We start from the raw sequence: 24,922 nt of genomic DNA, 5'->3' as shown, positions 1-24,922 counted from the left end.
ATGACCGCCGTGAACGAGTTTCTCACGCCCCGCTCGATCGCTGTAAACGCGATCAACCAGACCCACGCCAAGGTGGTTCTGGAACCGCTGGAGCGTGGTTTTGGCCACACCCTGGGGACTGCGCTGCGTCGCATCCTGATCTCCAGCATGCCCGGCTGCGCGATCACCGAAGTGGAGATCGAGGGCGTACAACACGAATACTCTTCCATCGAAGGTGTTCAGGAAGATGTGATCAACATCCTGCTGAACCTCAAGGGCGTAGCCTTGAAGATGGAAGACCGCGAAGAAGCTACCCTGGAACTGGTCAAGAAAGGCCCCGGGGCAGTCACTGCGGATGACATTCAGCGTGATCACAGTGTTGAGATCGTCAACCCGGATCACCTGATCTGCACCATCACCGGCGACACCGAACTGCGTGTGAAGCTGAAAGTGCAGAAGGGTCGTGGCTACGAAGCTGCCGATTCCCGTCAGACTGATGAAGACGAGACTCGCGGTATTGGCCGTCTGCAGCTGGATGCCAGCTACAGCCCGGTTCGTCGCGTAGCCTACGTGGTCGAAGCTGCCCGTGTTGAGCAGCGCACCGACCTGGATAAGCTGGTTATCGATCTGGAAACCGACGGTACCATCGATCCGGAAGAAGCGATTCGTCGCGCTGCGACTATCCTGCAGCAGCAGATCGCGGTATTCGTGGATCTGGAACAGGACGCCAAGCCTGAGCCGAAGCAAGAGCGCGAAGAGATCGATCCGATCCTGCTGCGCCCGGTAGATGACCTGGAACTGACCGTTCGTTCTGCCAACTGTCTCAAGGCAGAGAACATCTACTACATCGGCGATCTGGTTCAGCGTACCGAGGTAGAGCTTCTCAAGACCCCGAACCTGGGTAAGAAGTCTCTCACCGAGATCAAGGACGTGCTGGCCTCCAAGGGCTTGTCGCTGGGTATGCGTCTGGAGAACTGGCCGCCGGTCAGCCTTCGTGACGACGACCGGCTGAACACCAAATTGCGCTAAGTTAGTTGTTGTGGACGCTGTGAAGCGCCCCTGAACATAGGAACAGAATCATGCGTCATCGCAAAAGCGGCAGAAAACTGAATCGGAACAGCTCTCATCGTCAGGCGATGTTCCGTAACATGGCCGTGTCTCTGCTGGAGCACGGGGCGATCAAGACCACTCTGCCCAAGGCTAAAGAGCTGCGTCGTGTGGCTGAGCCGCTGATCACCCTGGCAAAGGAAGATTCCGTAGCCAACCGTCGTCTGGCTTTCAACCGCACCCGTTCCAAGGAAGTGGTTGGCAAGCTGTTCAACGAGCTGGGTCCGCGCTACAAGAGCCGCCCTGGCGGTTACGTGCGTATCCTCAAAATGGGCTTCCGTGCCGGTGATAACGCACCGATGGCCTATGTTGAGCTGGTAGACCGTCCTGAGGTTGCTGACGCCGACGCTGAATAAGCGCCGAGTTGCAGTGATCAAAAAAACCGGGCCAAAGGCCCGGTTTTTTTATGTCTGTTGCAAGCCCGCACGGCTGTACTATGCTGATACAGAGGCTTTGTGGAAGGCGTTGTGTCATTTTCGCTCCATTCTTTGGCGATGGCTGGGGAGATGCGCTGGCAGTCCGGGTTCTCAGATATCGCAACGGGCGGGGAGGTCTATGGCAATCAAGGGTTTTCATGCGCACGTGTATTACGACGCGGACACCTTCAGCCAGGCCGCTGCGCTGTGCCAGTCTGCAAGACAGAAATTCGATCTGACCATGGGGCAGATGCACCGGAAGCGGGTCGGTCCGCATCCTCGCTGGAGCTGTCAGCTCACTATTCCACGGCGACTGGCTGGTGAGGTGATTCCCTGGTTAATGGCCAGTCGTAACGGTTTGACGATATTTATTCATGGACTCAGTGGCGATGATCTGCGTGATCACACCGAGTTGGTGATGTGGCTGGGGGACAGCCAGCCACTGGATCTGAGTATCTTTCAATTCTCAGCCTGATCTGCCTCCTTACTGGGCGACGACCCGCCCGCGATACATGAGGGGTTTGCCTGATTTCGACTTTCCCTCTTGTTCGGGGCGCTTCTTGCGGTGTTCGGCTATGTCGACCGGCTGACCACGATAGAACCGCACAGGTAGCGCTTCTTCCGGGGTTATGAGTTCATCTGGCCCTTCCAGTTCGATCAGAGCCAATCTGATCTCTCCGTATAAACGCTGCATTCCCTGGGAGCGGGTTCGTCCGGCATAGTGTGCCAGCTTGTGGCGCAGTTCCGGATCTGTCAGAGAAAGGTTGGCATCAAACTCCGCACGAATCAGACGGCGACACTGGTTGACCAGATTGACAATGTTGTACTGCATTAACCAACGGTGGTCGGTAGCGTTACTCATCACATACTCCTCAGACCCAGTCTGTGTATTGCGAATAACAGGGTTTAAGCAGAAATCGTGCCACTACGAAATATGGCGTAGGGCCAGCCTGGCTGCCCCGGGCGGGGGCAGGGCGGCCAGATTGGTGCTACCCATGGGTTATTTTGAGGCGCTGCGAAATCGCTGCAGGCAGTTGGCGTAAAAGGTGGTTGTGGCGGGCCAATCAGAGAAAACACCAATGACCCCAACCTGGCGGGCGAGCACGTCGAGCAAGGTGAAAGTGTCGCCGTCATTGTCGATGGCCGGGGCCACGCTCTGGTAATACCAGCCGCCGCCGCCCGTGAGTGGCCCGGAACGCTCCAGTGACCAGGCGATCACATCCAGGTCTGCAGCACGTGCGGCTTCAGCATAGGGGCTGGGAACAATCTGGTTGTGGCTATCAGTGGTGACCAGCATCCATAGTGGCGGGGCAATGATGTTCACCCCGTAACCGGCCAGAGTGGCCATGTCCGGTTGCCAGGTGCCGGGGTTCTGTGGATCCAGTCCCTGGCTGTCCCGACCGTCCAGATAAACGGCCTGACGGCCGTAGGCGCCTTCATGGTCAATCCAGTAGCGCACATCTTCCAGCAGGAAAGACTGGGGAAAGACCTGTTGGGGCGGGACGCCCGCGTCCCGGTATTCCTGAATCAACTGATGGGCATAGTCCTGCTGGGTGTAAGTACCCTGCCAGGGCATGGGGACAGACGGAGTTTTGAGTTCCGGGGTCATCTTGACGCCCAGTTGCTGGAACAGCGCAATGCTTTCACGGTGGCTGAGCAGGGTGCCCCTGGCGCTGTAGAGATCGGTACGGTACGGTGGCGTGCCCTGCAAATAGCCTTCCACAGTGGTGGCCCGGGGGTTGGCGCCATCCATTTTTCCTTTCAGGGTCTTGAACTCAGCCAGGGTGATATCGCTGGTGCAGCATTGCGCGCTGGCCGGGTTGCTGCCATCAAAGGGGCTGAAGGGCTGGCTGCACTGACTGGCCAGGTCTGTTTCCAGGATATTGGTGGTGGTGTGCAGGTCGCACTGGGAATGGCGACATACCAGCTCTTGATCCTTGGTGAAGGCCACATCACATTCCAGGATGCCGGCGCCCATACGCGCAGCTGCGCGGTAGGATTCTTCGGTATGTTCCGGGAACTGTAGGGGGGCTCCGCGATGGCCGATGGAGAAGTCGCTGGGCTGCATGGGCCGTGGGTTGCGTGCACAGGCTTGCAACACCTGTTTCACCGGCCCCTCGTCCATGTCAGTCAAGAGGTAGAAGGGGCGAGGCCCCAGCTCCACAGTGCCTTTTGGTGCCTTCGTGTTATTGCCGGCACAGGCAACGGTGGTCGCTGCCAGCGCAGCCGCAGTGATAACGCCTCGTAGTGCCCAGATCCGTTTCATGATCAACCTCCATAGCGAGTGGTTAGGCTGATCATGTCGCTGATTGATGACGTTAAGGTGGGCAGGATAATTCAAACAGGTGACAGGCCATGAAAATGTGATCTCCCTCTGGTTCACTGTTTGGAAAGATCTTGTTCGCGGATTACGTTGGCGTTGTAAACAGAGCTAAAAAACTCGGCGACTGTCATGCGCAGTTGTCTGGGTCTGCCATCACTAATCATCCGTGCGCTCCAAAGCACTTTTCCATCGCTTTTTCGAACAACGGCCATGTCGCTGATTGCACTGCCAAAACTCCCAGCATAGCCACTACCTCCGGAAAACGTGCTGAAGAGCGCGGCTGAGGTGATCTTGGCCGCCTTGGCGCCATCTGTATGATGCCAGCCCGAAAAGCGGGTAAGCAGATAACAGCAGCTTCCATCCTGGTATTTTGCCAATGATTCAGGAAGGCCAAGGGACGCCTGTTGCACCGGGGCTGGCAGTTCAGGTAAACCGAAAAAAGGCGTCGACTCTTTTACCTGTTGCGGGCTTAAATCGTCCGCCCAGGCCTTGGTGTAAAGTTGTGAGATAGCATCGGCGATTGGGGCGTCAATCGTGAGAGTAAGGCTTTCTATTTCATAACTCTTGGCCACAGGGGTAAGCTGTTCGAGCAGTAATGCCTGTCCGTAGCCTGTGCGCTTGGTGGCGCCGGTCACCTCACCACTGAGCGTTTTCTCTTCCATCGCAAGATCAGGAGGAAGAATGGTAATGGTGTCAAAAGCCTCGTAATCCTGTTGAGTAATATCCACAGCGGGGTAGGTGCGCAGGCAATGTTCTGCGGAGCAATTGAAATGCTCACTCAGATTTTGGAATCTCGAGCATGCACTGAGAAGGACTGCCAAGGTCACAGCCAGGGCTGTTCGGGTGAATAGCCACATTTTATTTGCCTATCATGGTTTTCAGAAAACGCCCGGTATGACTTCCCTTTTCCCTGGCCACCTCTTCCGGGGTGCCTTCGGCGATAATCTCGCCGCCACCGTCACCGCCTTCCGGGCCCAGATCCACAATCCAGTCCGCGGTCTTGATCACATCCAGGTTGTGCTCAATCACGGCTACCGTATTGCCGTGGTCTGCCAATCGGTTGAGCACGTCCAGCAGGAGTTGAATATCCTGGAAGTGCAGGCCAGTGGTGGGCTCATCAAGAATGTAGAGGGTGCTGCCGGTATCCCGACGGGATAATTCCTTGGCCAGCTTCACCCGCTGGGCTTCCCCGCCGGACAGGGTGGTGGCGGCCTGGCCCAGTTTGATATAGCTGAGCCCCACGTCCATCAGGGTCTGTAGCTTGCGTGCCAGGGAGGGGACCGCGTCAAAGAACTCGCGGCCTTCCTCGATGGTCAGGTCCAGCACCTCGAAGATATTCTTGCCCTTGTAGAGGATTTCCAGGGTTTCCCGGTTGTAGCGTTTGCCTTCGCACACTTCGCAGGGCACGTAGATATCCGGCAGGAAGTGCATTTCCACCTTGATGACGCCGTCGCCCTGACAGGCTTCACAGCGGCCACCCTTGACGTTGAAGCTGAAGCGGCCCGGCTTGTAGCCCCGGGCGCGGGCTTCCTGGGTGCCGGCGAACAGTTCGCGCACCGGCGTGAAGATGCCGGTATAAGTGGCCGGGTTGGAGCGTGGGGTGCGGCCGATGGGGCTCTGGTCGATATCCACCACCTTGTCGAAGTGCTCCAGCCCCTCGATGGCCTCATAGGGTGATGCCTTGAGGGTCGTGGCCTTGTTCAGTTTGGTGGCGGCCAGCGGGTACAGAGTGCTGTTGATCAGGGTGGACTTGCCGGAGCCGGACACGCCGGTAATGCAGGTGAGCAGGCCCACGGGGATGTTCAGTGGATGTCCCTTGAGGTTGTTGCCGGTGGCGCCCAGCAGGGTCAGCCACTTGTCGTCCTTGTTCTGCCGCCGCTGCTTTGGCACCGCAATCTGCTTGCGGCCAGACAGATAGTCGCCAGTGAGGGAGTCCGGGTTGTCTGACACCTGCTTTGCGGTGCCCTGGGCGACCACGGTGCCTCCATGAACCCCGGCACCGGGGCCGATATCAATGACGTGGTCGGCAAGGCGAATTGCATCCTCGTCATGTTCCACTACCAGCACGGTATTGCCCAGATCGCGAAGCCGGGTGAGGGTGTTGAGCAGTCGCTCATTGTCTCGCTGGTGCAGGCCGATGGAGGGTTCATCCAGCACGTACATGACGCCCACCAGGCCGGCGCCGATCTGGCTGGCCAGGCGAATCCGCTGGGCTTCGCCCCCGGACAGGGTTTCCGCGCTGCGTTCCAGAGTCAGGTATTCAAGGCCCACGTTGACCAGAAACTGCAGCCGGTCACGAATTTCCTTGAGGATCTTGTCGGCGATCTCGCCCTTGCTGCCAGGCAGGTTCAGTTCACTGAAATAGTTATGCGCCTTGCCCACTGCCAGGCGGACCACGTCGGGCAGGGTGGTCTGCTCGATGAACACATGCCGGGCGGCTTCACGCAGGCGGGAGCCGTTACAGCTGGGGCAGCTGGAAGTGGACATGTAGTTGAGCAGATCTTCGCGCACCGCATCGGATTCGGTTTCCCGGTAGCGGCGTTCCATATTCGGAATGATGCCTTCGAAGGGATGGTTGCGCTTGATGATGTCGCCGCGATCATTCAGGTAGCGGAACTCGATGCTTTCCTTGCCGGTGCCGTAGAGAATTTTCTTGCGGGTGCCCTTGTCCAGGTCCTGGAAGGGCAGGTCCATATCAAAGCCAATGCTCTGTGACAGGGAGTTGAGCATCTGGAAGTAGTAAACGTTGCGGCGGTCCCAGCCGCGGATAGCACCTTCCGACAGGGAGAGCTCGGCGGAGTTGATCACCTTGTCCTCGTCAAAGAACTGCTTCATGCCCAGGCCGTCACAGCTGGGGCAGGCGCCGGCCGGATTGTTGAAGGAGAACAGGCGCGGCTCCAGTTCAGGGATGGAGTAGCCGCAGTGGGAGCAGGCGAATTTGGCGGAGAAGGTGGTTTCCTCGCCGTCGCCGTCCATGGGCGCAATGATGGCAATGTCATCCGCCAGGTTCAGGGCGGTTTCGAAAGACTCGGCCAGCCGGTTCTGCAGGTCGTCACGTACCTTGAAGCGATCCACCACCACTTCGATGGTGTGCTTCTTGTTCTTTTCCAGGGTCGGGGTGTCGTCCATGTCATAGATGCGGCCATCCACCCGCACTCGGATAAAGCCCTGGGCCCGCAGTTCTTCGAACAGATGCAGGTGTTCACCTTTCTTTTCGCGAATCACCGGGGCCAGCAGCATCAGTTTGCTGCCTTCTTCCATGGCCAGTACCTGATCCACCATCTGGCTGATGGTCTGCGCAGCCAGCGGAGTGTCATGCTCCGGGCAGCGCGGCTCGCCGACGCGGGCGAACAGCAGGCGCAGGTAGTCGTAGATCTCGGTAATGGTGCCCACGGTGGAGCGCGGGTTATGACTGGTGGACTTCTGTTCGATGGAAATGGCCGGGCTGAGCCCTTCGATGTGATCCACATCGGGCTTTTCCATCATCGACAGGAACTGGCGGGCATAGGTGGAGAGAGACTCCACGTAGCGGCGCTGGCCTTCTGCATAGAGGGTGTCGAACGCCAGCGAGGACTTCCCCGACCCGGACAGGCCGGTGATTACCACCAGTTTGTCCCGGGGAATATCCAGGTCCACGTTCTTCAGGTTATGGGTGCGCGCCCCGCGAACCAGAATGGTATCCATCTACTGCCCCTGAGTACTGTCAAAATGAACAGGGCAGTATAAGGGACGCTGGATGCTTGACGCCAGATGCAGGACGCGAAAACCCCGCGTCTGGCTGCAGGCGTCGTGCATCAGGCGCTTTACAGGTTTTCCTGCGCCCAGTTCACCGCTTGCAGGCGGTTGGAGGCGTTGATTTTCTTGAAGATGTTGTAGATGTGAGTCTTGATGGTGTGCGGGCTCAGGTTGAGGCTGCTGGCGATTTCCGAGTTTTTGGCGCCGGTGGCCATGACCTTGAGCACTTCCACTTCCCGGTCGGTGAGGTTCACCTCACTGCGCGAGAAGGTCTTGTTGAAGGTACGGCTTTTCATCAGGTAGGTCTGCAGCACCGCGCGGGGGAACCACAGCTCACCATCGAAAATGGCCTTGATGCCCTTGCTCAGCAGGGCCTGCGGGCAATCGAACTGGAACCCGCCGTTGACCATGGGCAGGCCGGCCAGCTTGGACAGGGATTCTTCATCGTCCACGTTGAACACGGCAATCAGCACATCGTTTTCCACTTCCTGGTCTGCTTCCAGCAAATGAGCGATGACTTCATTCACGTCCACACTGTGGTAATCCACCAGAAACAGGTTCTGGTCATTGGTGCGCAGCGTCTCCACCGTGATATCCGCCACGGAGGGGATAGAGTGGGTAGCGACGTCTTCCTTGACCAGAAATTCGGTGAGCAGCGCATTCTGCAACTGCTGGCCACCGACGACGTAGACCTGCTGGCTTTGTTGTTGGGTATTCATTGTCCTGTCCATGACTGCTTGGGAGATTCAGGGGCCCTGTGCGCGTTCAGCGTGCTGTGACGTATGCGCAGGATCAATGACGGTCTCCCTAGGCGTTAGCCTAAGAAAAAAAACTTACCAGCGTGTGAATTTATCACCGCTTTGACGGGGGTTCAATTTACCGGGGCCAGTTTTCGTCAAGATTGGTAATTTTCTTGTGTTGTTGTGACCGGCTTGTCCTTGTGGGAGGCGGGGCTGAGCGCGTGATAATGTCCCGCCCCGGCGGGAATCTGCTACACTGCCCGCCCCCTAATAACTGGCCCCGAGGCCAGAGTGGTGAGGAGCACCCAGGTTTCAATGACAGCACCCTCTTCCCAGACGCTGCAGCGCACAGAGCTGAAAACCACCGGTTACATGGCCACCATTTTTGCCCTGCGGATGTTTGGCCTGTTCATGATTCTGCCAATCTTCGCCGTGTACGGGCAGGAACTGGAAGGCGCCTCTCCGCTGCTGATCGGGACTGCCATTGGTGCCTATGGCCTGATGCAGGCTCTCTTGCAGATCCCTTTTGGAATGATGTCGGACCGCTTCGGTCGCCGGCCGTTGCTGCTGATCGGTCTGTTGCTGTTCATCGCCGGTGGGGTGGTGGCTGCCCTGAGTGATCATATCTATGGCGTGATTGCCGGGCGTGCCCTGCAGGGCGCAGGCGCCATCGCCAGTGTGATCATGGCGCTGATTGGCGATGTGGTCAGCGAAAAGAACCGCACCCGGGCCATGGCGCTAATTGGCATGTCGGTGGGTGGGTCCTTCATCCTTGCCCTGATTCTGGGGCCGCTGCTGGCGGCCTGGCTGGGGTTGTCAGGTCTTTTCTGGGCAACCTCCGTGCTGGGGGCGCTGGCACTGGTGGTGGCCTGTGTGGTGCCGGCACCCAAAGCCCATCAGGGTGAGCTTTTGCCGGCCAGGGAACGCTTCCGTCGCGTATTGGCGAGTAAGACATTGCTGCGTTTTGATGTGGGTATTTTTACCTTGCACATGATCATGACCGCGTCTTTCGTGGTGGTGCCGGCACTGCTCTCCGAGCGCCTTGGCCTCAGTTTGCAGAGCCACAGCCTGCTGTATCTGGCGGTGCTGGTGGTGGGCTTTATTGCCATGGTGCCGCTGGTCATCCGGGCTGAGCGGCGGGGAGCGATCCCGGTCAAGCGCCTGGCTATTGTGCTGCTGGCGGTTTCCCAGGTGTTGCTGGCTCTGGCGGATGCCGCGCTGTGGCATTATGTGGTGGCCTTGCTGGTGTTCTTTGCCGCCTTCAACCTGCTCGAGGCCCTGCTACCCTCACTGGTCGGCAGGGCGGCACCTGCGGGTACCCGCGGGACGGCCATGGGGGTGTATTCCAGCTCCCAGTTTATGGGGGTGTTTGTTGGCGGGCAGTTGGGCGGCGCACTGTATCAGTGGCTGGGCCCGGAGGCGGTGTTCTATGGTTGCATGGTGCTGGCGGTGGTCTGGTTGCTGGTGTTGAGCGGCATGCAGGAGTTGCCCCGTCTGGAGAACCGGGTGCTGCATCTGCAGCCTGGGCAGGACTGGCTGGCGCTGAGTCAGCGTCTGCACCAGGTGCCGGGTGTGGAGGAAGTGGTCGTGGTGGAAACCCAGGCCATGGTGCTGCTGAAGATTGATACTGGCTCGTTTGATGAGGGCCGGTTGCAGGGACTCGCCGCGGTAGCGCAAAGCTGACACAATAGCGAACTTGCCCTGCTTCCGAGATGAAGCCGGGGACACAAATCCTGGGTGTTCCCTGAATACTGACCATGAGAGTCACGGAGAGAAACAATGGCGCGCGGCGTTAACAAGGTAATTCTGATTGGTAATCTGGGTGCGGATCCGGAAACCCGTTTCATGCCCAGTGGTGGTGCGGTCACCAATGTTCGTCTGGCCACCAGTGAATCCTGGAAAGATCGTCAGAGCGGCCAGATGCAGGAACGCACGGAATGGCACCGGGTGGTGTTTTTCAACAAGCTGGGTGAAATTGCCGGCGAATACCTGAAGAAAGGCTCCAAGGTTTACATTGAAGGCTCCATCCGCACCCGCAAATGGCAGGGCCAGGATGGACAGGACCGCTATACCACCGAGATTGTCGCCAACGAAATGCAGATGCTCGATGGCCGTGGTGATGGCGGTGGCCAGGGCGGTGGTTTTGCTCCCCAGGGTAATCAGGGCGGCGGCAACCAGGGCGGTTATGGCAACGACAACTTTGGTGGTGGCGGGGGTGGCAATGCGCCCCAGTCCAACCAGAACCAGGGCGGCGGCTTCAGTGGCCCGGCAGACGACTTTGATGACGACATTCCGTTCTAAGGCGGTCTGATGCCTCGCAAGTGGATACTGGCCCTGTGCTTTGTGGTCAGCCTGATAGTCTTTCTGGTGGTGTTGATGCCGGCGGCAGTGCTGGTGGAACGGGTGCCAGCCCTGCGTCCCGGTGGCGCGCCGCTGATGCTGCACTCCCCCCGCGGGCCCTGGTGGCAGGGACAGGTCAACTGGCGCTGGCAGCAGCTGCAGGGTGTTCTTGACTGGCGGCTGGATTGGCAGGGCCTGACACCGGGCATGCACATCGCTGCGCGCACTACCGCGGGTGACGACGCCCGTATCAGTGGCTGGCTGGGTGGTACCGGTCAGGCGGACTGGTCTGTATCGCAATTGCGGCTGGCGGTGCCGGTGGCTCTGGTTGCCGAGCGCATTCCCCAAGGTAATGCGGATGGCCGGGTAGACGCCACTATCATGTCGCTGGTCGTGTCCTCCGGTCAGGTTGAAGATGCCCGTGCTACGCTACAATACAGTGGGGGTACGGTGACCTGGGGGAATAACGGCTCGGCCACCGTCCCGGTGCTGCAGGGCAAGGTCAGTATGGAAGGGCAGGTTCCCACCTTGCAGGTTAGTGATCCGCAGGGGCAGTCTCTGATGAATGCCAGCCTGGCGGATGGGCGCTTTAAGCTGGCGGTATTGCGTGCCTGGCCACAGCTGCTGGGTGTCAGTCAGGGTGGGAGTGCGGATGATGTGGTTTTCCAGATGTCCCAGCCCTTTGCCCTGGGTGGTGGCTGAATCCTGTAAAGAAATTCCTGTTGTCGGTAACACGACACAGCAATAAATTGCTTTTCGGATCCGGTATCTTTTCAATCCGTTGATGCCGGTTGTCGCCGCGACGAAGATATAACGATAAGGAAGAGCGGGAGCGTGAAGTCGCAGTTGTCAGAAATGGGTAAGTGGGGCAAACCGGTTCGCGGGGTGATCGCCGTGGTACTGGTGGTTGCGCTGGCCTGGCTGCTGGCGGAAACCGTCTGGCTGCTGATGTACGGCCCCAATCAGCCGATTCCCGAATCCGATCGTACCCGCCTGCAGGTTTCCGGTGCTCGCCAGAGCGATAGCCTTTCCCAGAATCAGGTGGATGGCTGGCAGCTGTTTGGTGAATACCAGGCGGTCGCGGCACCCAAGGATGACACGCCCACCGACGCGCCCGAAACCCGGCTCCGTCTTGAACTGCTGGGGGTGTTCCAGAGTCCGGTACCGGAATTGTCCAGTGCCATCATTGCCGAGAAAGGCAAGGAAGGGGAGCTGTATCACATTGGTGACAGTATTCCGGGCAATGCCAGCCTTGAGGAAGTCTATCCGGATCGTGTGATTCTACGCCGAGCGGGGCGACTGGAAGCCTTGCGCTGGTCTGATACTGCTCTGGGGGGCGTCAGTGAAGTCTCACCGCCGGCCCGGTCAAGGCAGAGCCCGTCGCCAGTGGTGCAGGAAGGTGGCCCCGATGATATGGCGCGCCAGCGCAAGACCATCATCAGCCAGCTTGCACTGACTCCGGTCTCCCAGGGATCAAACCAAGGCTACAAGCTGGGCAAGCGGGCTCCCAAACAGCTGATCAGTCAGGTGGGACTGAAGACTGATGATGTGATTCTCTCCGTGAACGGTCACGGCCTGGGAACCGAAGACGGCGACATTGCTGCACTGGAGTCTTTCAAGCAGACCCAGCAGGCCACGATTGTGGTGCAGCGTGGTGACCAGCAATTTACTGTGAATTATCCGCCCTAGATGGTGTTACTAATGTCCATTTTCAGAGCCTCAGTGCTTAACATTCTGCTCGCGGCGCTTTTGTCAGTGGCCGTGCTGCCAGCCCAGGCCCAGGTGAAGGCCAGCGATGACGGCAAGAGCTGGACAGTGAATATTCGCAACGCGGACATTCAGGCCTTCATCAGTCAGATCGCTGACATGACCGGCAAGAATTTCGTGGTGGATCCCCGGGTTCGGGCTCGCGATGTGACGGTGGTGTCTACCAAGGCACTGTCTGCCGACGAGGTCTATGAGTTGTTCCTGTCAGTATTGCAGGTTCACGGCTATGCCGCCGTTCCCGCTGGCGACATTATCAAGATTGTTCCCAATACCACGGCCAAGCAAAGCAACCTGCCGCTGGTGGAGAAAGGTCAGGGTACCGGCGAAGAACTGGTCACTCGCGTGATCGCCGTGGAAAACTCACCCGTGGAAGAGCTGGTGCCGGTATTGCGTCCGCTGGTGCCGCAGTATGGCCATCTGGCTGCGGTGGGGTCGGCCAATGCCCTGATCATCAGTGATCACCTGGACAACATTCGTCGCATGGAAGCGATTATTGCCAATCTGGATAATGCCGAGTCCGAAGATGTCATGGTCATCAAGCTCGAGCATGCCTTTGCCGGTGACATGGTAAAGATGCTGGAGTCGCTGACGCCGCAAACAGCATCCCGTCGCTCCAAGGCCAAGGAGGGGGCGGTAACCGTGGTGGCGGACGAACGCACAAACCGCTTGATCATCAAGGGCGACCGGATTACCCGTGAGCGCATGGCTCGTATGGTGCGCAGCCTGGATACACCGGACAGTGCCAGCAGTGGTGTCAATGTGGTGCGCCTGACCCACGGTGATGCCAAGACCCTGGCGGAGATTCTCAAGAACTTTGCTGACGGCGCCTCTGCCGCCAAGCCGGGTGCCGATGGCAAGTCGACGGTGTCGTCCTCTTCTTCCAGCAAGGTTTCCATTCAGGCGGACGAGTCCCTCAATGCGCTGGTGATCCGTGCCGAGCCGGGCATGATGAAGGAGCTGCAGTCCATCATCAGTCAGCTTGACGTGCGGCGTGCCCAGATTCTGATTGAAGCAGCGATCGTGGAAGTGACCGGAGAGAACGCCAAGTCGCTGGGCTTCCAGTATGTGGCTGGCAGTGACGAGTCCGGAGTCGGCGCGGTGAACTTCAATAATGCAGGTTTGAGCGTGAACTCCATCCTGCAGGCGCTGGCCACCGACGATCCTTCCGGTCTGTCCCTGGGGGATGGCCTGGCGTTCGGGGTAGGTGAGACGGATGCCAATGGTGACTTGAAGTGGGGCGCCCTGATGCAGGCACTGGCCTCTTCCACTGATGTGAACCTGCTGTCCACGCCCAGCATTCTCACCCTGGATAACGAAGAAGCGTCCATCATCGTGGGTGAGAATGTGCCTTTCGTGACCGGCCAGAGCACCAGCACGGGTTCCGGGGTGTCCAACCCGTTCACCACCATTCAGCGTGAAGACGTGGGTCTGACCCTGAAAGTCACCCCCCATGTGGCCGGTATGTCCACCATCCGCCTGGAGCTGGAGCAGGAAAATTCTGCAGTGAAGGAGTCGTCCGGTGAGGCGGTGGATATCGTGACCACCACCCGCAAGCTGCAGAGTACGGTGCTGGCGGATGATGGGGAAACCATTGCTTTGGGCGGCCTGATCAAGGATGACATTCGCAAGGTGGTACGTAAGGTGCCGATACTGGGCGATATTCCGCTGCTGGGCTTTCTGTTCCGCTCCACCAGTAACTCCCGTCAGAAGAGCAACCTGATGGTGTTCTTGCGTCCGACGATCCTGGCCGACAATGCGCGTCTGGTGAAGATGAGCCGCGAGAAATACATGGGCATCACCGCGCTGCAGTTTGAGGTGAATGATGACGGTGAGCTGGAGCAGGTGGTCAAGCATCCGCTGCCCCCGCAGGTGGACAAGGTCTTCGAGGGCCGTGCCCCCGTGGATCAGGCCTTCCGTGATGCCTACGATGCGGACCAGAGTAACGGTGAACTGAAACCCGAAGCCGTAGAAGCGGACGCGGGGGAAGAGGCGCAAAGCGAACCGTAAGCAGCCGCCTCCCCTCCCATAAAAAAACGCGCCACAAGGGCGCGTTTTTTTATGGGCTGAGCTACGCGCTGCGCTTGATTTTCAGCTCTCTACGAAGCCGCTGTAGGAACGTAGCGAAGCGGAGTCACGCACGCAGTGCGGCCCGAAGGGTGAGCGTAGCGAATAACCGTCGTTCGACCGCGATCCGAGCGACAGCGAGGTAATCAGTTTCGAGATGCGCTTCTGGAATCCTTGCCTCGCTTAGGCTCGGATCGCTCAGGCAAGCTGAGCTCCTACGCGGGGTATAGCGAGTGTTTTATTGATGCAAAAAGGCCCGCCCGGTAACCCGGGCGGGCCTTTTTGCATCAGGCATCAGGCATGCAGCATGATGCGTCTCTGTTCACGATTGTTGCAGGCTTTTCAAATTGGAGAGTACCCGGCGGCTGCGTTCCAGTTTCTTGTTGAGTTCTTCGTCGTTGGGGTAGAGCGGTGCCAGTTGCTTCCAGATGCGATAAGCCTCCTTGTATTGCCCGCGGGCATAGAGGGCTTCGCCGGTATTCATTTCCTCATTGAAGCGGCGGCGAGACCATTGTTCCAGGCGGTCGCGATGCTGATCCAGGGTGGGATTGCCCTTGTGCTTGTCCAGAAAGTGACGTGCTGCCAGCAGGGAATCCATGGTGCCGTCGCGCTGATAGCGGGCCATCAATTGTTCGGCTTCCGTTTGCAGGGCCTGATTGCGTTTGGCTCGGGCGCGCTGATCGGCGTTATTGAGAACCTGTTGAGCCCTGGCCAGTTGCGGTGACGGCGGCTGATCCGGTGCCAGTTGGTGGGCGTAACGCAGCAGGTCCCTGGCCTGGGTCCATTTCTGCTGTTCGGCAAAGTATTCGCCCAGCCGGGTGAGGTCGCTCCTCAGTCTTTCAAATTCCGCATCCAGTCGCTGCTTCTCTTCTACCGCGCGAGGGTCATGGAAGCTGGCCAGGGTGTCTGAAAGCTGGGTGCTTTTCAGCATGGCCTGTGCCTGGGCGGAACGACGGTCGGCCAACAGTTCATTGAGCTGGCGGCCCTCGAGAATGGCCAGAGAGGCGGTGAGCTCGTCAATGGCATAGGGGGCGACCACCTTGCTACGGTTTGCTTCCAGCAAGGCAAAGGCGTCCGCCCACTGCTGCCGACGCCCGTACGCTTCGGCTTCCTGCATCAGATGCTGTCGGTATTCCTCACTGGCTTGCAGGATGCCGGCGTATTGTTCCTGCAATAACGGATACTGATCGTGGCTTTCAGGGGTCTCGTTGATGACCTGAATGGCGCGGGCATAATCCTGTTCATCCAGTGCTGCGATCACATCCTGTTCCGGGTTGCCGAGGCTGGCACAACCACTGATCAGGGAAGCGGCCAACAGCAGGCTACTCGCCTTGTGCACGTTGCTGCTCCGTGTTCAGGTTGGCCAGGAACTGGGCGATACGCTGTTCCATCAGGGTTTCAGAGAGGGCATGCACCCCGTCGATACGGAAGGTACGCACCGGCTCCGACTTGCCACGGATACGCATGGCGCCGTATTCGGTGGCGCGTACCCGAGAACCAATGTTGGGGTTGGACAGCAGTGGCGCGGCGGCAATGATTTCATTGCCGGCGGCCATGTTGGAAAGCCGTGACGCCAGATTCACCGCGTCGCCGACCACGGTGTATTGCATGCGGTCACGGGAGCCCAGATTGCCGGCCAGCATGGCACCGGAATTGATGCCGATACGAAACTCCACGGTGGTCTGGTGGTGGGCTCGGCGATACTCGTTGAGACGCTCCACCAGGCGCTGGATCATTACCGCACAGCAAAGACCATGGAACAGGTGCTCGTCGTCCTTCTCCGGCACACCGAACACAATCATGGCACAGTCACCCATGTATTTGTCGATGGTGCCCCGGTAAAAGCCGGTTGCGGTGGTGATGGCATCGAAATAGACGTTGAGCATGTCGGCGATGGCTTCCGGCGACAGGCTTTCAGAAAGGCGGGTGAAGCCCACAATATCCGCAAAGACCACGGTGGCCTGCACATCCCGGCCGCCCAGTTGTACCTGGTCCAGATCCGCCATCATGTTGCGGGCCACGGACGGACTGACAAAGCGCTGTAGCACCTTTTCCACCTGGTCCTTTTCCAGCATACCGTGGGCCATGGTGTTGTAGGCCTCGATCAGGCCGCCAATCTCGTCGTTACGACGATCCTGAATGCGGTAGTTGAGGTCCCCGCGCCGCATGGCGCTGGTGGCTGCGAGCAGATCCTGAATCGGCTGTGCAAGCCGACGGCTGATCAGGAAGGACACGATGATGGCGATGACGCTCATGATCAGTGTGGCGGTGATCATGGTGTCCTGCACCGCTTCCCGGGCCGCCATGATAGGCCGGTCCGAGAGGGAAACGGCCACATGGCCGGCGGCGGACTCGCCAACCTTGATGGTGTAGTAATAGGTGGTGACCGGCTCACGTTCCAGTTCCCAGCGCTTGATCTGCTCCTGCAAAGGGCTGGCGGCCAGCGGCAGGATCCCGGCCTTGTCGATCAGGTTGCCATCGCGGTCGAACAGAGCAGCACCACGCACACTTTCACTGCGTGTCAGGTTGTTGAGCTGTACCTTGAGCAGAAAGGTGTCTTCCGCCAGCATGGGTTCACGGGCCGTGTTGGCCAGTTGCTGGGCAATGGCGACTCCGAAGGTATCCGCCTGGTCGCGCATGCGGCTGAGTTGGTTGTTGAGCAACAGGGTGCCCAGAACGGTCATCCCGCAAAGGATCAGCAGGGAAATGGACAGCCCCAGTTTCCAGGCAACGGGGAAGTAGTCCGGCACATAGGGTGCCAGCAGTTCGCCGAGGCGAGTGCGCGCGGTCTGTTTTGGTTCGGTCGGTTCAGTCACGGTCCATCCCTGTTATTGCCGTAACGTGATTGATGCAGACTTGCCTGCGGCAGGTCTTGCTGTCAAATTCATGGTAATAAGTCATGTTTCGTATGCTAACAATAGCATTTTCGTCGTGCTGGGTAAGTAGCCGTAAATTGGTTTTTACACCCGCCCAAACCAGGAAATGAGTATGGCGTTTATTCGAGAGCGCAAGGTGGTTGCCAACGGGTTGGAGATGTTCGTGGCAGAGGCCGGAGAGCGCGCCCAGCCACTGGTCTTGTGCCTGCATGGGTTCCCGGAATGCTGGGCCTCCTGGCGCTATCAATTGCCGATGCTGGCCCAGTCCGGTTATTACGCTGTGGCTCCCGACCTGCGGGGGTTTGGGCAGACAGGCGGTTCCCGTTTGGTGGATGATTACCGCATGTCTGTGTTGGTGGAGGATGTGCGATCACTGATAACAGCACTGGGCCATGACCAGGTCATTCTGGTGGGCCATGATTGGGGTTGCGCGCTGGCCTGGCAGGTGGCAAGGCAATACCCTGAAACTGTTACAGCAGTGGTTGGCATGTCCATTCCCTATGGCGGCCCTGCGCCGGAGGCGCCCACTGAGGCCATGAAGAGGGTGTTCGGCGATCATTTCTTCTACATGCTTTACTTCCAGCAGCCGGCGTTGCCTGAGCAGGAATTGGAGAAGAACGTGCGCGACTCCCTGCGCAAGATCTTCCACTGCTTATCCGCCGACGGAATTGCGGAGTACCGCGTGGGCAAGAACGATAGCGGGTTGCTGGATTCCATGCAGGCGCCGGAGACGCCGCCGCGCTGGATGCGCCAGGAAGATCTGGATTACTACACCGAACGCTACGAGGACAGTGGTTTCACCGGCCCGATCAACTGGTATCGGGCCATGGATCTGTCCTGGGCGGAGAGTCGGGAGGATGACAGCTGGCAGCTGGGTATGCCGGTGCTGTTCATTGGCGGCTTGCAGGATCCGGTGCTGATGTTCAACCAGAAAGCCCTGCAGCGCATGCCGGACTATGTGCCTGACCTGCGCACCGTGCTGCTTGACCAGTGCGGTCACTGGATTCAGATGGAGCAGGCGTCGGAAGTGAACCGGGAAATTCTCGCCTTTCTGGAGGAAGTGAATGGCAAAAGCGCCGAGTGAACGCAGTAATTTTCATCGCGTAGGGGAGTTTCATCGTTGCTTTTCACTGCCGGTGGAGTCGCGGCCGGTGGTCCCGGATGACCGCACCGTGCGCCTGCGACTCGCCCTGTTGCTGGAAGAATTTCATGAGCTGGCGGAAGCAACCTGTCAGTCCCCGAATGCCGCCCAGCAGGCGTTTTTGAATACGCTGGAGGCCGCCCGGGAGCAGCTTGAAGGGCTGAGCCACTTCGACGTGGATCTGGTGGGTGTGGCGGATGCGCTGACCGATATCAACTATGTGACTTACGGCGCAGGCCATACCTTCGGCATCGATCTGAATGCGACCTGTGAGGAAGTGCACCGCAGCAACATGAGCAAGTTGGGCGCGGACGGCAAGCCAGTGAAGGATGAGCGTGGCAAGGTGCTCAAAGGGCCGGACTATTCTCCGCCGTCCCTGGAAGACGTTCTGGCAGCGCAGGGAAACAAGCCCAGTTGCGAGTGAGGAGTTTCGAGTAGCGAAAGGCAAAACCGTTGCAGCGTTCAAAGCCTGTGTTTTGATCTTCGAAACTCGAAACTCGTACCTATACCTGTAATTCCATCCCCGCCGGCAAGGTGTCAGTAAGAATCTCGAAAGCCCCGCCATGGCGGCTGCGCAGAACTCGTTCAGGCTTGCCTGTTTGTTTAAGGGTGGCAGTGACGGTGGCCAGCTTGCTGTTCAGGCAGATCTTGTTGCCCCCCGGAGGGTTGTAATAGGTCAGGGCGGCTACCCGTTCCTTGCTCGTCTCCATCCTGATCTGTAGCTGCGCGTCCCGGTTGGCGGTGTCCAGGGTCCACTGGAAGGGGCGGTACCGTGCCCGGGCTTTCAGTGCGGTGCCCAGTTGATTGAAGAGGAAGCGTTGTCCGTCCAGGCTCAGGGCAGCGATGGACAGCCTCGGGCTGTACAGTGGTCCGAGTTTGATCTGTGCCGTGGCGCATTCCAGAAAGGCTTCCGGGGCGTCATCAAACCCTGCTACCTGCCCCCAGGCATAGCGGTCAGTATGCTGGCTTCCCCAATTGTGGTTCTCGCTGCCTCGCCAGCCATCCAGCCGGATTGTTTCACCATTGACGTTGAGAGTGCCGTGCAGCCGGATCATGGGACGGCTGACCAGAGACTTGGCTTTTGGCAGGGGGCGTCGATAGAACGATTCCGGTAAAAACAGCAGGGTGTCTTCACCGTCATCGTAGTACAGATCCCATTGCAGGCTCTGTTCACGGTGCTGGAGCTGGCCGCTGAGCTGGCCGGGGCGCAGCTGGTTGTCGCCGGCATTCACCGCCATGCTGTCGGTAGCGAAGCGGCAGTCGCTGAGCGGAAACTCCTGCTTGGCGGCGACGGTGCGCTGTTGCTCACCATCAAACCAGATGGCCCACACTTCCCCCAGGGCCGGGCGAGCGTCGGCGGCACGAAACAGGGTGTAGCGGATCCACAGGGCCAGGGGGCGAGTAGGGTGGTTGGCGCGGACAAACCAGGATTCATAGTGTCCGCCGCGGGCGGGGGCCTGCAGGCCGTAGAAGGGAATCATCAGCTCAGGCTCCCGTAGGCCTTGTCTTCCCTGACCAGGCGCAGGGCCCGGAACGGGAAGGCCAGCATGCTGTCCCGGTATGCCACCTCCGCCGTGCCGATGGGCTGGCGGTCCCGGGTGAGCGTCAGCGGGCAGGTAATCAGGGAGGCGATCAGGCCATTGCGACCGTAGTGCTTTTTGCCTTCGGCACGGACCCGGCCCAGAGAGGGGTGGTCAAAGGTCAGCCAGTAATGGGGGCCGGAAAGGAGAATGGTCAGCTCCCCCTCGCAGGGCAGGGTCTGGTTGCCGAGGGTCACCATGCCCTGAAAGTAGCGTGGGGCGGACAGGCTGAACACCTGGGTGGTGAAGGCGCGAATCTCGAACGCGAAGGTCTGACGGGGTTCATTCTCCAGCTGCAACCAGCCGCTCATGCGTTCTTTCAGTAGTAATCCCAGACTCATGCGCATTCTCCTTGTGGGGTGGCAGTTTGTGGCTGGCTGTCGGCCAGTAACCGTTCGGCCAGCTGGCTGGCCGCGCGGCTGGCCAGGGCCATGATGGTGATCTGGGGATTGGCCCCCAGACTGGAAGGTATGCAGGCACCGTCCATGACGGATAGCCCTTGATAACCGTACACCTGATGTTGCGGATCACAGACACCTTGCTCGGCATTGGCGCCCAGTCGGGCGGTGCCCAATGGGTGGTAGGCGGTGATCAGAAAGTCGCCGGGTTTGTGGCGCTGCCTCATGAAACGGGCCAGCGCCTGTTTGCTGGTGAGGGTTTCAATGTGGTTCGGGCCGGGAATCTGCACCTCTTTGGCGCCGGCATCGAAGTACCAGTTAGCCAGGGTCTCAATGCCGCGCAGGAACAGGCGGAAGTCATGCCGGTTCATGTGGTAGCGAATCAGGGGCAGGCCGCGGCTTGGGCCCCGCAAGACGCGCCCTTCGCTGGTGTCACGGATCATGAAGCCGAAGTAGGCGGTGTGGGGGTAGTTTTCCGCGTGGTTGATCCATTGCTGACCGTAGAGGTTGTTGAGCAGGCCGTGGCCGGCCAGGGGCACAGTACCGCCTTCGAACATCAATCCCTGTTCGGCCAGATCGGCCACACCAAAGCCCTGGGGAATGCTGCGACTGTTGCCCAGGGGCTGTTCCGGGAACAGGGCGTTGACCACGCCGGCGGGGTGCAGGGTCAGATGGCGACCCAGATGACGATTGCGGATGCCCTGTTGTTTGAGGAACTGTGGAGTGAACAGGGTGCCCATGGCAACGACCACATGGCGTGCCTGAAGAGTGAGGCGCACCTTATGGCCCTGTTGGTTGCGGCCGGTGGCAACCACGCCGGTAATGGTGTTGCCCTGACGCTGCAGGCGATCGGCACGGAACCCGCAGAACAGGAAGGCACCCCTTTCCAGGGCGCGGGGGATATAGCTCACGTTGGTCGATTGCTTGGCATCGGTGGGGCAGCCGAACTGGCAAAGCCCCTGGCCGTCGCAGCCCTCCGCGTTGCGCATCAGCCGGTGGCGTTGTTGAAAGCCGTTGATGGCAGCGCCGCGGTCGATGATCTCGCCAATGGGGCCGACAGCCTCTGCGCTGGCCTGCTGAACTTTGAGCATGGCTTCCACCTGCTCGAACCAGGGTGCCATGTTGTCTTCATCAAACTGTCCCAGCCCCCGGGCTTGCCAGGCATCCAGTACTGCCTGCGGCGTTCGCATACAGGTGCCGGAATTGATAGTGGTGGTGCCGCCCACATTGCAGCCTGCTGGTACCGGGATAACCGCATTGCCGGTGGCAACGGTGGCGCCATTGCTGCGATAAAGCCTGGGGATCACATCGCTGAGTTTGCCGGTGAAGTCCCGCCGGTCCAGATACTCGCCTTCTTCCAGAATCACTACCGCCAGCCCGCGACAGGCCAGTTCATAGGCGGCGGCTGCTCCGCCGGCGCCGCTGCCGATAACCACCACATCCGCTTCCAGGTGCTGGTCTTCTTCACAGTCTGCAGCTGCACAGATCTGTTGTTGCCAGCGGAAGCGTTCGATCTGGGCGGGCACCTGGACCGGCGGACGGCAGTCGGTGGCCTCGGCAACCGCCTCATCAAGCAGGTAAACCGCCTTGAAGGGCAGACACAGCACACGCAACAGCTTGCCGGAAACCGGAGTGCCCGCCAGTTTGTCAATAAAACGACGTTGCTGTGCGGGGTGGGCGTTGCGGAAGGCACGACCGTTGAGCAGGCGATGGCGCTGATCCAGCCAGGCAAGTCCGGCAAACAGGCTACGCCGCAGGTGAGGGTGGTGCTGCAGTTGTTGCTCCAGGGTGGTGAGTAGCTCATCCACATTGGCCGCCGGCAAGGTCTTGCCCGCCGGGAACAGGGTATGGCACAGGGCAATGGCCACCGGGTGTTGACGAAGCGTTGTTGTTTTCATGCCTGCCAGTATAGAAGTGTGGACTGGCGCAGGACTTGACTGCGGCAACCCTGGAAAAGGGTGGTTTCGGGCAAACCGGGGAAAAACTGACCTGAGTCAAGGCGGCCAGTGGGTGGGTGCGAGACTATAACTGCGGGACATGGTCCCGCTGCGTATGCTTCCGGATAGTTTCCGGAACGTTTAAGGCCCCGCTTGCGGGGCCTTTTCTTTATGAATGCTGGACGCTTGATGCCGGAAGCCTGACGCTAAAAGCAAAACAAAAGAAAACCGGCATTGCCGGTTTTCTCCTCAAGGTCTCATTATTGGCGTCAGGCGTCAGGCGTCAGGCGTCAGGCGTCAGGCGTCCTCACCAATGAATCCCCTTGAACAACCGGGAGAAGGCTGCTTGTTCGCGGCTGATCTTCTTCGGGGTGTTTTCCTTGCCGCCCAGGGCTGCTGCCGAATCGGAGAACAGCTTGTAGCCGGTGTTCATGATGGTTTCTGTTACCTTGGGGGTAAGGAAGTGCATCACCTGCCCCATGATCCCCAGGTTGGTGGCAATCCGCTTGGGTTGCCGCACGATGGCGTCGCAGATCATGTCGGCGGCCTGGGTGGGGCTGATGGTGGGCACATGGTTGTAGATCTTGGTGGGCGCGATCATCGGCGTGCGCACCAGCGGCATGTTGATGGTGGTGAAGCGAATCCCTTCATGGGCCAGCTCACTGGCCGCACAGCGGGTAAAGGCATCCAGCGCTGCCTTGGAGGCGACATAGGCAGAGAAGCGGGGGGCGTTGGTCAGCACCCCGATGCTGGAAATGTTGATCACATGGCCGCCGCCGCGCTCGATCATGGCTGGCATCAGTTGCATGATCAGGCGCAGGGCGCCGAAGTAGTTGAGCTGCATGGTGCGTTCGTAATCGTGGAAACGCTCAAAGGAATGCACCACCGACCGGCGGATGGAGCGGCCGGCGTTGTTGACCAGTATGTCCACGTGACCATGGTCCGCGATCACCTTCTGCACCAACTGGTCCACGCTGTTGAGATCGGATACATCGCAGCTGTATGACTGTGCGGTGCCACCCAGTTGATCAATTTCGTGCAGGGTCTCGTCCAGTTTTTCCGCTGTGCGGGCCACCACCAGTACGGTGGCACCGGCCCGGGCCAGCTTCAGGGCGGTGGCCTTGCCGATCCCGGAGGTGGCGCCGGTTACCATGACGACCTTGCCTTCAACCCGTTCAGGCAGGGTCGGCAGGGGCTGCAATTCATCCTTGCGCTCGCCGCGATCCGGGTCCAGATGGTTTTCCCAGAAGTCCCACAGCTGCTGGATATAGCTCTGCAGTTCCGGTGCCTCAATGCCGCTGTCGGCCAGTGCCGCGCGGGCCCGTCGGTTGTCGTATTCGGTGGGGAAGGTGAGAAACTGCATGGCAGACGGCGGAATGTCCAGATTCTCCAGTGCCGCATTGAGGACCATCTTCGGGGTCATGGCGCTGACCCCCTTCTTGACGATGCCGGGCACCGCGCTGAACAGGCTGTTGTCCAGTTTCACGGCCCAGCGTGGCGCCTGGGCTGCCCCGGCGATCACGTCCATCATCTCGCCCAGGCTGTAGGAGCGGTCGGCGGTGAGATGAAAGCACTGGCCGTTGCCGTCTTCCTGATGGGCTATGTGGTCCAGGGCATCGGCCACAAAATCCACCGGCACGATATTGAATTTGCCGCCTTCCACGCCCACCAGTGGGATCCAGTTCGGCAGCACATCCTTCAGTTTCTGGATGAACTTGAACAGGTAATAGGGGCCGTCCACCTTGTCCATTTCCCCGGTTTCGGAATGTCCTACCACCATGGAGGGGCGATAGATGCGCCACGGAATAGCACTTTCCTGGCGTACCAGTGCTTCTGATTCATGCTTGGTGAGCAGGTAGGGGTCGTCCAGGCCGGTGGCTTCTTCGAACATGTCCTCGCTGAACACGCCATCGTAGAGGCCGGCGGCAGCAATGGAAGAAACATGATGAAAGCAGCCGGCTTGCAGCTTTTCGGCCAGTTTCAGCGTCTGGCGGGTTCCTTCGATGTTGGTATAGCGCTGGCTGTTTTCGTCCGCGGTCAGGTCATAGATGGCGGCCAGGTGGAAGAAGTGATCAACCAGGCCGGTGAGGTCATCCTGATCGCGCTTGCTGACGCCCAGTAGTTTCTCGTTGATGTCGCCATGAATAGCCACCAACTGGTCAGCATCCACGCCCAGGCGGCGGCGCAACGCGTCCAGTTTGTATTCCGATCCTGCGCGCACCAGCGCAAAGACGCGGGCGTCGCTGTGCTTGAGCAGGCGTGCAACCAGAAAACGGCCAATGAAACCTGTGGCACCGGTAACGAAGTAGTTCATGTTTAGCCCCTTGTAGCTTCCCTGCTGTCGGGATGATCCGACAGTCATGTGTTGTAGCGCCTCGAGGAGTGGTTCGGAGGCCCTCCAAGATAATGCGCCGCCAAGGCGGCAGGTGACAAATCACCTCGCCTTACATTTGTAAGGCGAATTTTGTTTCAGCTAACAAGTGTTTGTCAAAGGTTATTTTGTAACCCGCTTTTTGTTG

The 24,922-nt window shown here is 59.2% G+C and carries 21 protein-coding genes; 10 read left to right on the top strand and 11 right to left on the bottom strand.

Annotated elements, in window-relative coordinates:
• The 3 genes from rpoA to HF945_RS12540 all read left to right on the top strand — a co-directional run bounded on the left by rpoA (position 1) and on the right by HF945_RS12540 (position 1,977).
• A complete protein-coding gene (gene rpoA / locus HF945_RS12550) occupies positions 1 to 1,008 on the top strand; it encodes a DNA-directed RNA polymerase subunit alpha (RefSeq protein WP_246974353.1) in 1,008 nt (335 codons plus the stop codon).
• 50 nt (positions 1,009 to 1,058) lie between these two features.
• Complete coding sequence (gene rplQ / locus HF945_RS12545) at positions 1,059 to 1,442, top strand: 50S ribosomal protein L17 (protein WP_290522935.1); 384 nt, start codon at positions 1,059 to 1,061, stop codon at positions 1,440 to 1,442.
• Positions 1,443 to 1,641: 199 nt separating this feature from the next.
• Positions 1,642 to 1,977: a DOPA 4,5-dioxygenase family protein gene (locus tag HF945_RS12540; RefSeq protein ID WP_290522934.1), complete on the top strand. Its 336-nt coding sequence runs from the start codon at positions 1,642 to 1,644 to the stop codon at positions 1,975 to 1,977.
• A 9-nt stretch (positions 1,978 to 1,986) separates the two neighbouring features.
• Here HF945_RS12540 and HF945_RS12535 read toward each other — a convergent pair whose 3' ends face one another.
• The 5 genes from HF945_RS12535 to HF945_RS12515 form a co-directional block, all read right to left on the bottom strand.
• The gene (locus tag HF945_RS12535; RefSeq protein WP_290522933.1) at positions 1,987 to 2,364 is read right to left on the bottom strand and encodes a hypothetical protein; all 378 of its coding nucleotides are present in this window, start codon (positions 2,362 to 2,364) and stop codon (positions 1,987 to 1,989) included.
• A 138-nt stretch (positions 2,365 to 2,502) separates the two neighbouring features.
• A complete protein-coding gene (locus tag HF945_RS12530; RefSeq protein WP_290522932.1) occupies positions 2,503 to 3,768 on the bottom strand; it encodes a glycerophosphodiester phosphodiesterase family protein in 1,266 nt (421 codons plus the stop codon).
• A 113-nt stretch (positions 3,769 to 3,881) separates the two neighbouring features.
• On the bottom strand, positions 3,882 to 4,682 hold the full coding sequence (locus HF945_RS12525; RefSeq protein ID WP_290522931.1) for a hypothetical protein: 801 nt from the start codon (positions 4,680 to 4,682) through the stop codon (positions 3,882 to 3,884).
• Position 4,683: 1 nt separating this feature from the next.
• On the bottom strand, positions 4,684 to 7,509 hold the full coding sequence (gene uvrA / locus HF945_RS12520; protein ID WP_290522930.1) for an excinuclease ABC subunit UvrA: 2,826 nt from the start codon (positions 7,507 to 7,509) through the stop codon (positions 4,684 to 4,686).
• Between the two features lie 119 nt (positions 7,510 to 7,628).
• Positions 7,629 to 8,279 carry a response regulator transcription factor gene (locus HF945_RS12515; RefSeq protein WP_290522929.1) on the bottom strand — a complete coding sequence of 217 codons (651 nt, stop codon included), beginning with the start codon at positions 8,277 to 8,279 and terminating at the stop codon, positions 7,629 to 7,631.
• A gap of 336 nt (positions 8,280 to 8,615) precedes the next feature.
• Between HF945_RS12515 and HF945_RS12510 the strand changes: the two genes are divergently transcribed.
• The 5 genes from HF945_RS12510 (at position 8,616) to gspD (ending at position 14,414) form a co-directional block, all read left to right on the top strand.
• Positions 8,616 to 9,983, top strand: coding sequence for an MFS transporter (locus HF945_RS12510; protein WP_290522928.1), 1,368 nt, complete (start codon positions 8,616 to 8,618; stop codon positions 9,981 to 9,983).
• Positions 9,984 to 10,079: 96 nt separating this feature from the next.
• The gene (ssb, locus tag HF945_RS12505; protein ID WP_290522927.1) at positions 10,080 to 10,601 is read left to right on the top strand and encodes a single-stranded DNA-binding protein; all 522 of its coding nucleotides are present in this window, start codon (positions 10,080 to 10,082) and stop codon (positions 10,599 to 10,601) included.
• A gap of 9 nt (positions 10,602 to 10,610) precedes the next feature.
• Complete coding sequence (gene gspN, locus HF945_RS12500; RefSeq protein ID WP_290522926.1) at positions 10,611 to 11,342, top strand: type II secretion system protein N; 732 nt, start codon at positions 10,611 to 10,613, stop codon at positions 11,340 to 11,342.
• Positions 11,343 to 11,474: 132 nt separating this feature from the next.
• Positions 11,475 to 12,329 (top strand): type II secretion system protein N, encoded by an 855-nt coding sequence (locus tag HF945_RS12495; protein ID WP_290522925.1) that lies wholly within the window; start codon positions 11,475 to 11,477, stop codon positions 12,327 to 12,329.
• Between the two features lie 12 nt (positions 12,330 to 12,341).
• The gene (gene gspD / locus HF945_RS12490; protein WP_290522924.1) at positions 12,342 to 14,414 is read left to right on the top strand and encodes a type II secretion system secretin GspD; all 2,073 of its coding nucleotides are present in this window, start codon (positions 12,342 to 12,344) and stop codon (positions 14,412 to 14,414) included.
• A gap of 379 nt (positions 14,415 to 14,793) precedes the next feature.
• Here gspD and HF945_RS12485 read toward each other — a convergent pair whose 3' ends face one another.
• Positions 14,794 to 15,810 carry a hypothetical protein gene (locus HF945_RS12485; RefSeq protein WP_290522923.1) on the bottom strand — a complete coding sequence of 339 codons (1,017 nt, stop codon included), beginning with the start codon at positions 15,808 to 15,810 and terminating at the stop codon, positions 14,794 to 14,796.
• Positions 15,794 to 17,287: an adenylate/guanylate cyclase domain-containing protein gene (locus tag HF945_RS12480; RefSeq protein ID WP_290522922.1), complete on the bottom strand. Its 1,494-nt coding sequence runs from the start codon at positions 17,285 to 17,287 to the stop codon at positions 15,794 to 15,796. Before HF945_RS12480 ends, HF945_RS12485 begins: the two co-directional genes overlap by 17 nt.
• A gap of 172 nt (positions 17,288 to 17,459) precedes the next feature.
• On the opposite strand from HF945_RS12480, the gene HF945_RS12475 reads away from it, so the two are divergent.
• Together HF945_RS12475 and HF945_RS12470 are read left to right on the top strand one after the other, a co-directional pair.
• On the top strand, positions 17,460 to 18,431 hold the full coding sequence (locus HF945_RS12475) for an alpha/beta hydrolase (protein ID WP_290522921.1): 972 nt from the start codon (positions 17,460 to 17,462) through the stop codon (positions 18,429 to 18,431).
• Positions 18,412 to 18,912, top strand: a complete 501-nt coding sequence (locus tag HF945_RS12470; RefSeq protein WP_290522920.1) for a nucleoside triphosphate pyrophosphohydrolase family protein — start codon at positions 18,412 to 18,414, stop codon at positions 18,910 to 18,912. Before HF945_RS12475 ends, HF945_RS12470 begins: the two co-directional genes overlap by 20 nt.
• 79 nt (positions 18,913 to 18,991) lie before the next feature.
• Here HF945_RS12470 and HF945_RS12465 read toward each other — a convergent pair whose 3' ends face one another.
• From HF945_RS12465 to HF945_RS12450, 4 genes are all read right to left on the bottom strand, one after another.
• The gene (locus HF945_RS12465; protein WP_290522919.1) at positions 18,992 to 19,969 is read right to left on the bottom strand and encodes a hypothetical protein; all 978 of its coding nucleotides are present in this window, start codon (positions 19,967 to 19,969) and stop codon (positions 18,992 to 18,994) included.
• A complete protein-coding gene (locus tag HF945_RS12460) occupies positions 19,969 to 20,409 on the bottom strand; it encodes a hypothetical protein (RefSeq protein ID WP_290522918.1) in 441 nt (146 codons plus the stop codon). Before HF945_RS12460 ends, HF945_RS12465 begins: the two co-directional genes overlap by 1 nt.
• Positions 20,406 to 22,364 (bottom strand): GMC family oxidoreductase, encoded by a 1,959-nt coding sequence (locus HF945_RS12455; protein WP_290522917.1) that lies wholly within the window; start codon positions 22,362 to 22,364, stop codon positions 20,406 to 20,408. Before HF945_RS12455 ends, HF945_RS12460 begins: the two co-directional genes overlap by 4 nt.
• Before the next feature lie 346 nt (positions 22,365 to 22,710).
• Complete coding sequence (locus tag HF945_RS12450; protein WP_290522916.1) at positions 22,711 to 24,765, bottom strand: SDR family oxidoreductase; 2,055 nt, start codon at positions 24,763 to 24,765, stop codon at positions 22,711 to 22,713.
• Positions 24,766 to 24,922: the final 157 nt, after the last annotated feature.

This window comes from Alcanivorax sp. (assembly GCF_017794965.1).
GTDB lineage: Bacteria > Pseudomonadota > Gammaproteobacteria > Pseudomonadales > Alcanivoracaceae > Alcanivorax.
This window is presented reverse-complemented; position numbering and strand designations above follow the sequence as displayed.